Origin of the sequence: Pandoraea faecigallinarum (genome assembly GCF_001029105.3) — a bacterium.
Classification (GTDB): domain Bacteria; phylum Pseudomonadota; class Gammaproteobacteria; order Burkholderiales; family Burkholderiaceae; genus Pandoraea; species Pandoraea faecigallinarum.
In genome coordinates, this window is record NZ_CP011807.3 from 4464681 (window position 1) to 4477538 (window position 12858).

A 12858-nucleotide genomic window follows, 5' to 3' on the forward strand; every position below is an offset into this window, starting at 1 on the left:
GTCTCACGCGGCGCTTACTGCTGCGCGTTGTTCAGACGATAGTCGACGTAAGCGCTGTCGCGCAGTTGTTGCAACCAGTCGCGATACTGCTGTTCGGCCTTGCGCCCGCGCAGTTCCTGCATGGCGAGATTGCGTTCCTGATCGCCGGAGACCTGCGACTCGCGATGGCCCAGTACCTGAATCAGGTGATAGCCATACTCCGAGCGCACCGGGTCGCTGATCTGTCCATCCTTGAGTTCGGACATCGCACGCTCGAACGCGGGCACCGTTTCGCCCGGCGAAATCCAGCCGAGATCGCCGCCCTGCGACGCAGAACCGTCCTTCGAGTTCTCGCGCGCAGCCACCGCAAAGTCGAGCTGACCGGCTTCGATTTTCGACTTGAGATCGAGCAGTTTCTTGCGGGCGGCTTCCTCGGAGACGCCGTCACCCACCGGGATCAGGACGTGACGCGCGTGGATTTGCGGCACCGTCATGCCCTGATCGCCCCCCTGCTTGCGGGTCTCGACCAGCTTGATGACGTGAAAACCGTTGTTGCTGCGAAGCACCTGCGGCACGACGGTGCCCGGTTGCAGCTTCTGAATCTGGTTCAGATAGAGATCGGGAATACGTTCGGGGATACGGAACCCCATGTCACCGCCATTGGCGGCATCGGACGCGTCCGAATACTGCCTGGCCAACGCGGCGAAATCGCCCCCGCTCTTCGCCTTGTCCAGCGCTTCGGCCGCTTTCTTCTGGGCAGCGCTGACCTGATCGGCGCTCGCGCCGTCCGGCAGCTTCACGAGAATTTCGCTCAGACGGTATTCCGTCTCCGCCGGTGCGGCCGTCGCGCCGCGCTGTGCCGCGAGATACGAATTGATTTCCGAATCGCTCACCTGCACCTGGCTGTCGACCTCACGGTCGCGCAGCCGCGCCATGATGATCTGTTCGCGCACTTCCTTGCGGAAGGCATCCCAAGGCACACCCGCCTGCGACAGACGCGCCTTGTACTGAGCGACGCTCAGACGGTTGTCGGCGGCAATGCGCTGCAAGGCCTGCTCGACGTCGGCATCCTTGACGACGATGCCGCTTTCCTTGGCCCGCTGGAGCTGCACCTGCGTGACGATCATCTGTTCGAGCACCTGACGTTGCAACAGGTCGGCGTCGGGCACCGGGCGCTTGGCGAGCGTGAGTTGATGCTTGGCTTCCTCGATACGCGTGTCGAGTTCCTTGCGGGTAATCACGCTGTCGTTGACCACGGCAACGATGGAATCGACCGCACGTGCGGACGACGCGGGCGCGCCTGCCGCGCGGGCGCTGACCGGCGCGGGCTGAGCCACCGCCACCCCGGCGGCGAGACACAGGCTCGCCAGCAGCGAGGCGCGCTTCACAAACATGTCATTCATAGTTGCTGAATCGAGAAGGAATCTGGTTCGTCGGCGGCGGCTGATAGCCCGGCACCCCGACCTTGAAGGCTTCTGTGGCGCTGTTGCCGGACTTGGTCAAGCCCTTCAACTCCAACTGCGCGAAGATGCGCGAAGTCGTCGTCGTGGCGTTGGTCGCGTAGCGCTGGAGCCCCACCCGGAAGGCCCAGCAGTCGGCATCATACTCGAAACCCGCCAGGGCATCGATGAACGTCTTGTCGGTAATGCTGTAGTTCAGACGCCCGACAACGCCGAATCGCGGTGTGATCGGCCATTGACCCGAAAGTTCGATCTGGTTGATCGGCGTCACGTCCAATGCGGTTTGTCCCACCACCGGTTGCGGGTTGCGCAGATAGCGGTAATACAGGTTGAAGACCTTGCGCTCGCCCGGGCGCCACGTCACGCCGACGTCCGACCGGTTGAACTGCGAGGTGCTCGGGCTGTACTGCACGGCCGAACTGAACGTGATGTTGCGGTAGAGCAATGCCGATCCACCCACCAGGAAGTCGGACACGCCGGCGTCTTCCGGCACGCCACCCGGCATCGTCACTCGCGAGGCCTGGATGTTGTAGCGCTGCGCGTACCAGAAACGCCCACGCTCCACGCCGGTATCCGCGTCGATCAGGCGCGAGGTCAGCGCCGCGGTCACGCGGTTCGCGTCCTGAATCCGGTCGACGCCGATGAACGAGTTCTCGCTGAAGATTTCGGCGAGGTTGAAGTCGGCCACCGCGCTATCGAAAATCGGAATCGAACTCTGATTGCGATACGGCGTGTAGACGTAGAACAGACGCGGCTCCAACGTCTGCTTCATCGCCGTGCCGAACAGCGTCAACGGACGCTCGAACGTGAGCCCGGTATCGAGACTGACCGTGGGCACCGTGCGCGTGATCGACGATTGCATGGTCGATCCGTTCGGATATTTGACGTTGTACGACGCCGCATTGAACATGACCTTCGGCACGATGAAATAGCCGGGGGTCAGAATCGGGTAGCTCAACGTCGGTTGCGCGTAAATACGCTCGCCGTTCGGTTGCCCCGTCCACGAGGCGATCTGGAAGCGGTTGTACCGGATCGGCATCGTGAAGTCGAAGCCGTGGAAATCCAGCTTGTTGTACGTTGCGGACAGTTCCGGCACCGACTCGTACTGCGGCACGCTGGGTGCAAGCGTCTGATACTTCAGCACACGCGCCAGGAAGGACCAGTCGCCGTGGCTCCACGTCAGACCGGCTTCGCGGCTGTACACGCGCTGCACGCCGGTCTGGAAATTCGTCCCCGAGCCGAAATCGTCCGGATACGTGTCGTCCGACACCTTCGTGAAGTTCACGTAGGCATTCACGCCGTAACCCAGGGCCTGACTATGCTGGAACGTGAACGTGTAACGCGCGTCGCCCGTGACGCGGTCCTTGGGCAGGTATTCGATATGGAATAAGCCCGCGTACGTCGGTTCCAGATAACGGAAGTCCGCCACGCCCATCACGCCCCGCTTGGTCATGAAGCGCGGCGTAATGGTCAGATCGCGGTTCGGCGCGATGTTGAAATAGTATGGCGTTGCCAGTTCGAAGCCGGTACGGCTCGACTGCGTGAAGGTCGGCGCGAGAAAACCCGAACGGCGCTCGTTCGACGTCGGAAACGACAAATACGGGCTCGCCAGGATCGGCACACCCTGAAAGAACAGAATGCCGTTGTATGCCGTGCCTTCCTGCTGCTCCTGATCGAACTCGAACTCCGAGGCCTTGATGTACCACGCGGGCGTCTTGCCCTCGTCCGAGCACTCGCAGGCGGAATAGGTGCCGCGTTGCAGCGTGACGACGTTGCTCGCCTCGATGTCCGCACGCTCCGACTTCCCGCCGCCGCCCGACACCAGCCGGTAGGTCGGCGTGAGCATGTAGCCGTCGCCCGCGCCTGCATACATGTGCGCTTCGGGGCCGGTGAACAGATTGCCGCCCTGCGACAGACGCGCATTGCCGCGTGCCACCACCTCGTCCGAGTCCTGATCGTACGTGAGGCGATCGCCCTTCACGAACGAGCGATACTTGCGCGCCTCGGCGTCGCCGTCGACGGTCGCGTCGACGTTGGTCCGCCCGGTGAGGCTCATGCCGCGCACGTACATCGGCACATCGTCACCGCTGGCGAGCGGGTTGTCGACGAGCGCGGGCACCGTGCGCAGCACGAGACCGTCGCTCTTGGCAATATCGGGCGGGGGGGCTTCCTGCGCACCGGCGAGCGAACACCACACCCCCGGAAGGGAGAGCAGAAGCGCCAGTGGCTTACGGCGCGTGCGCATCATGCGCCGCAGCGAAAAAACTTCATTCGTATGGACTTGTTTATCCGGCATGTACGCAAACAGCGTGACAATCGTGGCGCCGCTTGCGGGCAGCCAATCCCGCCGGTCCAGACAGCATTGCCGGGACATTCGGGACGGTCGATCGAGGTCGAGAAACAGGGCGTCTGGAAAACATGATCGGGTATTATATGGCAAGACGTTTACCGCCCCCATCATGACTGCACACCCCACCGCATCCGCGAGTGTTTCCGACGCTTCCAGCGCCCTCGCCGACACCACCGAACCCCGCCTGCAAGCCCTCTCGCACTGGCTCTCCAGCGGGGGCGCTCCGTTCTCGCTCGATCTGGCGAACTGGGCACCGGCGTCAAGCGACGCGAGCTTCCGCCGCTACTTCCGCATCGGCAGCCACGATCCGGCGCATCCGAGCCTCATTGTCATGGACGCGCCACCGCCCCAGGAGGACTGCCATCCGTTCGTGCACGTCGCCGGATTGCTCGACGAAGCCGGTCTGCAGGCGCCGAAGGTACTGGCCGCGGACCTGTCGCAGGGTTTTCTGCTCCTCACGGATCTGGGACGCGAGACGTATCTCGACGTGCTGACCGACGACAACGCCCGCCCGCTCATGCGCGCCGCGCTCGACGCACTGATCGTGTGGCAGAAGAGTTCACGCCCGAACGTGCTGCCCGCCTACGACACCGCGCTGCTTCAGCGCGAACTCGATCTGTTCCCCGACTGGTACGTCGACAGGCATCTGAAGGTGGATCTGAGCGAGACACAGCGCGCCACGCTCGAGCGCACGAACCAGTTGCTCATCGAAAGCGCGCTTGCACAGCCCAAAGTGTTCGTGCATCGGGATTACATGCCGCGCAATCTGATGCCTGGCCTGCCGGGCACGCCGGGGCCGGGCATTCTCGACTTTCAGGATGCGGTCTACGGCCCGCTCACTTACGACGTGATCTCGCTCATGCGCGACGCGTTCCTCAGCTGGGACGAAGCGCGCCAGCTCGACTGGCTCGCGTATTACTGGGAGCGGGCGCGCAAAGCCGGTCTGCCGGTCGATGCCGACTTTGGCGAGTTCTACCGCCAGGCCGAGTGGATGGGGCTGCAACGCCACCTCAAGGTGCTCGGCATCTTCGCGCGAATCAACTATCGCGACGGCAAGCCGCGCTACCTCGCGGATACGCCGCGCTTTATCGAATATGCGCGCAAGGTCGCGGACCGTTATGCCCCGCTGCGTCCCCTGGCCAAACTGCTCGACGAACTGACCGGCCAGCAGGTCGATGTCGGTTACACCTTCTGAGGCCGGCGGATGAAGGCGATGATCTTCGCTGCCGGACGCGGCGAACGCATGCGTCCGCTCACGGACACGACCCCGAAGCCGCTGCTGTGCGTTGGCGGCAAGCCGCTCGTCGTCTGGCAGATCGAAGCGCTGGCCCGAGCGGGCTTTACGGATATCGTCGTCAATCACGCCTGGCTTGGCGCACAGATAGAAGCCACGCTCGGCGACGGCCGCGCATTCGGTGTGCGTCTGGCCTATTCGGCCGAGGCCGAAGCGCTTGAGACCGCTGGCGGCATCGCGAAGGCGCGAGCGCTGCTCGAAGGCAACGGGAACGTGTTTCTGGCGGTGTCCGGCGATATTTTCACCACGTTCGATTACGCATCGCTGGGTGCGCAGGCCACGCGTCTTGCCGCCCTGACCGAGCCCGGCATGCATCTGGTGATGGTCCCCAATCCAGGGTTTCATCCGAAAGGCGACTTCGCGCTCGACGCGTCGGGCCGCCTGTATGCGCGCGACACCGCGCCTTCAACGGCCGAGCCGCTCACGTTCGGCAACATCGCGCTGTACGACCTGCGTCTGTTCGACGGGATTGCGCCCGGCACGCGCATGGCGCTCACTCCGCTATATCAGCGCTCGGTGGCGGCCGGACGGGCCAGCGGCGAGCGTTTCGACGGCGTTTGGGAGAACATCGGCACGCCAGCGCAACTCGCCGCCCTGGACACCGGGTTGCGCGCCCGGCACGACCTCGTCCCCGGCAGTAGAATCGCCTGAAAGCGCGTGAATGCGTCCGAGCGTGTTCGAAGCGCACCAACTCATCCCCGACAATGGAGCCCGCGATGTCTGATTCCCCGTACCGTGCCCGCCGCGAGCGCGTCATCGAACAGATGCGCAAGGCCGGTGGCGGCGTCGCCATTCTGCCGACGGCGCCGGAAGTGCCGCGCAACCGCGACAGCGACTATCCGTATCGCCATGACAGCTATTTCTATTACCTGTCCGGCTTCACGGAGCCTGAAGCCGTCGTCGTGCTCGACAGCCGTACGGGCCAGTCGATCCTGTTTTGCCGCGCGAAGAACGAAGAACGGGAAATCTGGGACGGCTTCCGTTATGGTCCGGAAGCCGCACGCGAGACGTTCGGCTTCGACGCCGCCCACGCCATCGACGAGATCGACACGCGTTTGTCGCAGTTGCTGGCCGACGCGCCCGCCCTGTTCTATGCGCTCGGCGCGTCCGCCCAGCAGGACCGCCAGGTACGCCACTGGCTGAGCGCCGTGCGTGCGCAGAGCCGCACCGGCGTATGCGCGCCGTCGGCCGCGCACGATATCCGCGCGATTCTCGACGAGATGCGTCTCGTCAAGGACAGCACCGAACTGGACATCATGGCCCGTGCCGGCAAGATTTCCGCCGACGCTCATGTGCGCGCAATGAAGGCCGCGCGTGTCGGGCTGCGTGAATACCACCTCGAAGCCGAACTGCTGTACGAATTTCGCCGCAATGGGTCGCAGTTCCCCGCGTACGGCTCGATTGTCGCCACCGGTGCGAACGCGACCGTGCTCCACTACCGCGCGGGCGACGCCGAATTGCGCGACGGCGATCTCGTGCTGATCGACGCCGCCTGCGAACTCGACGGCTACGCTTCCGATATCACCCGCACGTTCCCGGCCAACGGCAAGTTCACGCCCGCGCAACGCGAGCTTTACGACATCGTGCTGGCCTCGCAACAGGCGGCCATCGATGCCACGCGCGCCGGTGTCCGCTTCGACGCCCCGCACGACGCGGCCGTGCGCGTCCTGGCGCAAGGCATGCTCGACACCGGCCTGCTCAAGCGCGACGCGGTGGGCGGCCTCGACGACGTCATCGCCAACAAGTCGTTCAGCCGCTTCTACATGCATCGCACGGGCCACTGGATCGGCATGGACGTGCACGACTGCGGCGAGTACCGGGAAAATGGTCCGAACGGCGAGCGCCCATGGCGCACGCTGGCTGCGAACATGGTCACGACCATCGAGCCCGGCATCTACGTGCGCCCGGCACCGGACATCGACGAGCGCTACTGGAACATCGGTATCCGCATCGAAGACGACGCGGTGGTGACGGCGCACGGCTGTACGCTGCTCACGCGCGGCGTGCCGGTCGACGCCGACGAGATCGAAGCGCTCATGCGCGGTTGAGCTCGAGCGCAGCCACTAGCGAACGAGAGACAGACAAGTGACGGATGAGCGGCCGATGACGAACGCGCAGACTACCGAACCGCTCGGCCGGCGTGCAGCGGCCCCGTGCCTCGCCGGGCGCTTCGACGTCGCGATCGTCGGTGCGGGCCCCGTGGGTACGACCCTTGCGCTGCTGTTGACGCAGCGTGCCCCGCAGTTGCGCATTGCGCTGGTGGACGGGCGCGCGCCACAGGCCGGTTACGACGATCCGCGAACGCTCGCACTCTCGCACGGCAGTCATGAAATTCTCTCGCGCGCCGGCGCGTGGCCGCACGATCGCAACGCGCTGCCGAGCACGCCGATCCGGCACATCCATGTGTCGCAGGCGCAGCGCTTCGGCAGCACCGAAATCGACTATCGCGAGCAGCAGGTGCCCGCGCTCGGCTACGTCGTGCGATACGGTGCGCTCATGCGCGCGCTCGACGCGGCAACCGCGCACTTGCCCGTTCGCTTCGAACATGCGCCCGAGGCCGCCCGCACGACCGCTGTAGCACCGGCGGCACCGACGAGCCGCACAGCGCCCCCCGTTCCCGCGACAACCTCGAACATGCTCGACGACGGCACGCCGGGCCTGCATCACTTCCGTGCGTACCGCGCCATTGCCCTGCGTCAGGACGCGCAGCAAGTCACGATCACGCTCGGCACGTCGGGCGGCGACCACGCCCATACCCTGCACGCGACCCTGGCGGTGAATGCCGAAGGCGGTCTGTTCGAGGGCCAGACGGCGCGACCGCGTGCGCGCGATTACGGCCAGACGGCGCTCGTCGGGTTCGTGACGTGCGAACGTCCCCGTATCGGCTGGGCCTGGGAGCGCTTCACGCCCGATGGTCCGCTGGCCCTCCTGCCGCAGGAAAACGGCTACGCGCTGGTGTGGTGCTGCGCACACGCCGAGGCCAGACGCCGCCGCGAGCTGGACGACGCCGCGTTTCTGGCCGAACTGCACACGGCGTTCGGCGACAGAATGGGCCGATTCACATCGATTGCCGGCCGTGCGGGATTCCCGCTGGGACTCAATGCGCTCGGCCATGTGGTGGACGGGCGCGTCGCGGCCATCGGCAACGCGGCCCAGACGCTCCATCCGGTCGCCGGTCAGGGCCTGAATCTGGGTCTGCGCGACGCTTTCGATCTTGCCGACAGCCTCGTGCGGGACGCCCGCAACGCCACGACGCATCGGGGCGTGCCCGGTCCCGCCGCGCTCAGGACGTTCGCGCGGCGCCGCCGCGCCGATCGGGGGCTCACGATCCGCATCACCGATCTGCTGCCGCGCGTCTTCGGCATCGACGCCTCCCCCGTGGCACTCGTGCGCGGGCTGGCGCTCGCCGGTCTGGACCTCGTCCCGCCCCTCAAGACGGCCTTCGCGCGTCAGATGATGTTCGGCCATCGCGGCTGATGCCGAGGCATTTCCGGCGGGGCCGCCGGGAAGATTGCACAATTTTTAGGCGACAAGGGCGGGTTTTCGCCGTAAAATAGCGATCTTTTTCCCGGCTTTTCCCTTCATCGTGCGTATCGGTCCTCACGAACTCCGCAATAACCTGTTCGTCGCCCCCATGGCGGGGGTGACGGATCGGCCGTTCCGCCAGTTGTGCAAACGACTGGGCGCGGGCTATGCCGTCTCGGAGATGGTGGCCTCCAACGCTCAATTGTGGAAGAGCGAGAAGACGATGCGCCGCGCGAACCACGCGGGCGAAGTCGCCCCGATCTCCGTGCAGATCGCGGGGGCCGACCCGGTCATGATGGCCGAGGCAGCCCGCTACAACGTCGAGCGCGGCGCCCAGATCATCGACATCAACATGGGTTGCCCGGCCAAGAAGGTTTGCAACGTGGCAGCCGGCTCCGCCCTGTTGCAAAACGAGCCGCTGGTCGCGCGTATCGTTTCCGCTGTCGTGGGCGCCGTGGGCGACGTGGTGCCGGTCACGCTCAAGATTCGCACCGGCTGGGACCGCGAGCACAAGAACGCGCTCACCGTCGCGCGCATCGCCGAAGACTGCGGCATCAGCATGCTGACGGTGCATGGTCGCACGCGCGCCGATCTCTATCACGGTGACGCCGAGTACGAGACCATCGCGGCCGTGAAGGCGGCCGCGCGTATTCCGGTCGTGGCCAATGGCGACATCACGTCGGCGCAAAAGGCGAAACACGTGCTCGAAGTCACCGGCGCGGACGCCATCATGATCGGCCGGGCGGCACAGGGACGTCCCTGGCTGTTCCGCGACATCGAACTTTTTCTCGCGACGGGCGAAATCGCGCTGCCGCCGCGCGTCGACGAAATCCAGCAGATCATGAACGAACACCTCGAGGACCATTACGAGTTCTACGGGGAGTACACCGGTGTACGTACCGCACGCAAGCACATCGCGTGGTACTCGCGTGGCCTGCCGGGGGCAGCCACGTTTCGCCAGCGTATGAACACGCTCGACACCACGCAGGAACAGTTGGCCGCCGTCAACGAGTTTTTCGAACAGCAGAAGGTGCACTCGGACCGCCTCTGCTATGAACAAGAATCTCCGAGGGAGCTATTAGCCGCATGAGCAAAGCAAACATAGAACAATCTGTGCGCGACAGTCTGGACATGTATTTCCGCGATCTGGACGGCGCACGGCCACACGATGTCTACGACATGGTCGTCTCCGTCGTCGAAAAACCCCTGCTCGAGTTCGTGCTCGGCAAGGCCGACGGCAACCAGTCGCTCGCCGCGGAGTATCTGGGGATCAACCGCAACACGCTGCGCAAGAAGTTGCAGCAGCACGGTCTGCTGTAACGGCAGCGCCACCCGGGCTGTCGGCCCGGGCAATCCCGTCGATCCGCGTTCACCCGCCCGTTTTTGCCGCTTTATTTTGCCGCTTTACTATCGTCCGTCATGATCAAGCAAGCTCTCATCTCCGTCTCCGACAAGACCGGCATCGTCGACTTCGCCAAGTCGCTCGCGGCCCAAGGTGTGTCGATTCTCTCCACCGGCGGCACCGCCAAACTGCTGGCCGACGCCGGTCTGAAAGTGACCGAAGTGGCCGACTACACCGGTTTCCCGGAAATGCTCGACGGGCGCGTGAAGACGTTGCACCCGAAGGTCCACGGCGGCATTCTGGCGCGTCGCGATCTGCCCGAGCACATGGCGGCTCTCGACCAGCACGGCATTCCGACGATCGACCTGCTCGTCGTGAACCTGTATCCGTTCGTGCAGACGGTTGCGAAGGACGACTGCTCGCTCGACGACGCCATCGAGAACATCGACATCGGCGGCCCGACCATGCTGCGCTCGGCGGCCAAGAACCATCGTGACGTCACGGTCATCGTCGATCCGGCCGACTACGCCGTGGTGCTCGATGAAATGAAGGCGAACGGCAACACCGTCGGCTACGCCACGAACTTCCGTCTGGCGACCAAGGTCTTCGCCCACACGGCCCAGTACGACGGCGCGATCACGAACTATCTGACGAGTCTGGGCGAGTCGCTGCGTCACAGCGAGCGCTCGGCCTACCCGGCAACGCTGAACCTCGCCTACACCAAGGTGCAGGACATGCGTTACGGCGAGAACCCGCACCAGAGCGCCGCGTTCTACCGCGACATCTCGACGCCGGACGGCTCGCTGGCGAACTATCGTCAGTTGCAGGGCAAGGAACTGTCGTACAACAACATTGCCGACGCCGACGCCGCGTGGGAGTGCGTGAAGACGTTCGAAGCCCCCGCCTGCGTCATCATCAAGCACGCGAACCCGTGCGGCGTGGCCGTGGCCGCATCGCCGGCCGACGCCTACGCCAAGGCCTTCCAGACCGATCCGACGTCGGCCTTCGGCGGCATCATCGCGTTCAATCGCGAAGTCGACGAAGCCGCGGCGCAAGCCGTCGCCAAGCAGTTCGTGGAAGTGCTGCTCGCCCCGTCGTTCACCGACGCGGCCAGGCAGGTCTTCGCCGCCAAGCAGAATGTGCGTCTGCTGGAAGTACCGGTGGGCAACGGCGTGAACCAGTACGACTTCAAGCGCGTCGGCGGTGGTCTGCTCGTGCAGTCGCCGGACGCGAAAAACGTTGCGCCGCATGAACTGCGCGTGGTCACGAAGCGTCACCCCACGCCGAAGGAAATGGAAGATCTGCTGTTCGCATGGCGCGTGGCGAAGTACGTCAAGTCGAACGCCATCGTGTTCTGTGCCGGCGGCATGACGCTGGGCGTGGGCGCCGGTCAGATGAGCCGCGTGGATTCGGCCCGCATCGCGAGCATCAAGGCGCAGAACGCCGGCTTGTCGCTCAACGGTTCGGCCGTGGCGTCAGACGCCTTCTTCCCGTTCCGTGACGGCCTCGACGTGGTCGTGGACGCCGGTGCCACGTGCGTGATTCACCCGGGCGGTTCGATGCGCGACGACGAAGTCATCGCGGCAGCGGACGAGCGCAATGTCGCCATGCTGATGACCGGCACGCGTCACTTCCGTCACTAAGCCCCGCAGGTATTCAGCACGCGGGTCCCGCATCGGGCTCGCGCCCGGCATCGCAACTGGCGCCGGGCGCGTCCGACACTTCCTGCGGCGCCATTCCCCCCGGGCCGGCGCCGCATGGCGAGGCGGTGACGGCTCCGCCTCTGAAGCCTCGTCGGCAAACGATTCAGAAGTAGTGCGCCAGCCCCACCGCGACGCCAAGCTGATTGCTGCCCGGCACGACGCTCATGCCGTAGCCGGTCACGCCCAGATTCGAGCCGTTCTGGTTGCGCGAGAAGCCGACTTCCGCAAACAGCTGCGTGCGCTTGGACAGCAGATATGCCGCGTTCGCGGCGAGCAGGTACGGATGCTGATTCGCCGAGGTGATGTTGTTGTAGTAAATCGCGCCCGACAGAATCACTTCCGTCACCGGCCGGTATTGCACCCCCGCGAAGTACAGCTCATTGCGCCCGGCGACACCGGGCACGTTGCTCAGATACCACTGGTAGCCAACGTACGGTTTCCAGTTGCCGATGGCGTAGCTCGCGCCCGCGGCCACACGCTGTGTTGTCGTCCCCTGCGTGGCAACTGACGTGCCCTGCTGCTGATCGTACGTCAGCGAGACGTTGACCGGCCCGTTGGCGTAGCCCACCGACACGCCGTATTCCTTGCCCACGCGCCATTCGCCCGGCACCTGCGCGCCGTTGGCGATGCTCGCATCGTAGCCCGTCGAGAACAGACCCGCGATCTTCACGCCGTTGAAGTTGCCCGAATACTTGATCGCGTTGTCGGCCTTGCCGACGAACTGCGCATCGAGCGCCGGCAGCGAGTAGCTGTAGTAGCTGAGCGGATCGAGTTCGAGGAAAGCGTCGTAGATCAGATTCTTCTGACGACCGAGGGTCAGCGCACCCCACTCGTTCTGCAAGCCGACGTAGGCCTGACGACCGAACATCCGCCCCCCTTGCTGCAACAGTCCGGTGTTGAGGTTGAACCCCGCTTCGAGTTGCATGATGGCCTTGAGACCGCCACCGAGGTCTTCCGAGCCCTTGAAGCCGAAGCGATTCGGCGCCTGCGAACCATTGCTCGCGCGCAGTACCGACGCCTTGCTGCCGTTCGCGTTCACGCTCGCGTTGCTGAGGTACTCCAGGCTGTTATCCAGAATCCCGTAGATCTGCAACCCGTCGGCCCTGGCGCCGCCCGCGGCCAGCGACAACGCCATCGCCATCCAAACCTTGCGCTTCCTGAGTTTCATGACATTCCCTTATTTATATTGGATTACGAATTACCTT

At 64.7% G+C, this 12858-nt stretch carries 10 protein-coding genes; 7 read left to right on the forward strand and 3 right to left on the reverse strand.

The window, feature by feature from the left end:
* Positions 1–14: 14 nt before the first annotated feature.
* Positions 15–1382 carry a peptidylprolyl isomerase gene (locus AB870_RS19620; protein ID WP_053059448.1) on the reverse strand — a complete coding sequence of 456 codons (1368 nt, stop codon included), beginning with the start codon at positions 1380–1382 and terminating at the stop codon, positions 15–17.
* Positions 1375–3687 (reverse strand): LPS-assembly protein LptD, encoded by a 2313-nt coding sequence (locus AB870_RS19625; protein ID WP_167362718.1) that lies wholly within the window; start codon positions 3685–3687, stop codon positions 1375–1377. The genes AB870_RS19620 and AB870_RS19625 overlap by 8 nt, the downstream gene beginning before the upstream one ends.
* A gap of 211 nt (positions 3688–3898) precedes the next feature.
* On the opposite strand from AB870_RS19625, the gene AB870_RS19630 reads away from it, so the two are divergent.
* The 7 genes from AB870_RS19630 (at position 3899) to purH (ending at position 11593) form a co-directional block, all read left to right on the forward strand.
* A complete protein-coding gene (locus tag AB870_RS19630) occupies positions 3899–4984 on the forward strand; it encodes an aminoglycoside phosphotransferase family protein (RefSeq protein ID WP_084663905.1) in 1086 nt (361 codons plus the stop codon).
* 9 nt (positions 4985–4993) lie between these two features.
* Complete coding sequence (gene murU / locus AB870_RS19635; protein WP_047905978.1) at positions 4994–5734, forward strand: N-acetylmuramate alpha-1-phosphate uridylyltransferase MurU; 741 nt, start codon at positions 4994–4996, stop codon at positions 5732–5734.
* A gap of 65 nt (positions 5735–5799) precedes the next feature.
* Complete coding sequence (locus AB870_RS19640) at positions 5800–7131, forward strand: aminopeptidase P N-terminal domain-containing protein (protein ID WP_047908464.1); 1332 nt, start codon at positions 5800–5802, stop codon at positions 7129–7131.
* A gap of 55 nt (positions 7132–7186) precedes the next feature.
* On the forward strand, positions 7187–8560 hold the full coding sequence (locus tag AB870_RS19645) for a UbiH/UbiF/VisC/COQ6 family ubiquinone biosynthesis hydroxylase (RefSeq protein WP_047905979.1): 1374 nt from the start codon (positions 7187–7189) through the stop codon (positions 8558–8560).
* Between the two features lie 109 nt (positions 8561–8669).
* On the forward strand, positions 8670–9698 hold the full coding sequence (dusB, locus tag AB870_RS19650; RefSeq protein WP_084663907.1) for a tRNA dihydrouridine synthase DusB: 1029 nt from the start codon (positions 8670–8672) through the stop codon (positions 9696–9698).
* Positions 9695–9928 carry a Fis family transcriptional regulator gene (locus tag AB870_RS19655; protein ID WP_039393174.1) on the forward strand — a complete coding sequence of 78 codons (234 nt, stop codon included), beginning with the start codon at positions 9695–9697 and terminating at the stop codon, positions 9926–9928. Before dusB ends, AB870_RS19655 begins: the two co-directional genes overlap by 4 nt.
* A 99-nt stretch (positions 9929–10027) precedes the next feature.
* A complete protein-coding gene (gene purH, locus AB870_RS19660) occupies positions 10028–11593 on the forward strand; it encodes a bifunctional phosphoribosylaminoimidazolecarboxamide formyltransferase/IMP cyclohydrolase (RefSeq protein ID WP_047905981.1) in 1566 nt (521 codons plus the stop codon).
* A 163-nt stretch (positions 11594–11756) separates the two neighbouring features.
* On the opposite strand, the gene AB870_RS19665 is transcribed toward purH, so the two are convergent.
* On the reverse strand, positions 11757–12821 hold the full coding sequence (locus AB870_RS19665) for a porin (RefSeq protein ID WP_047905982.1): 1065 nt from the start codon (positions 12819–12821) through the stop codon (positions 11757–11759).
* Between the last annotated feature and the right edge of the window lie 37 nt (positions 12822–12858).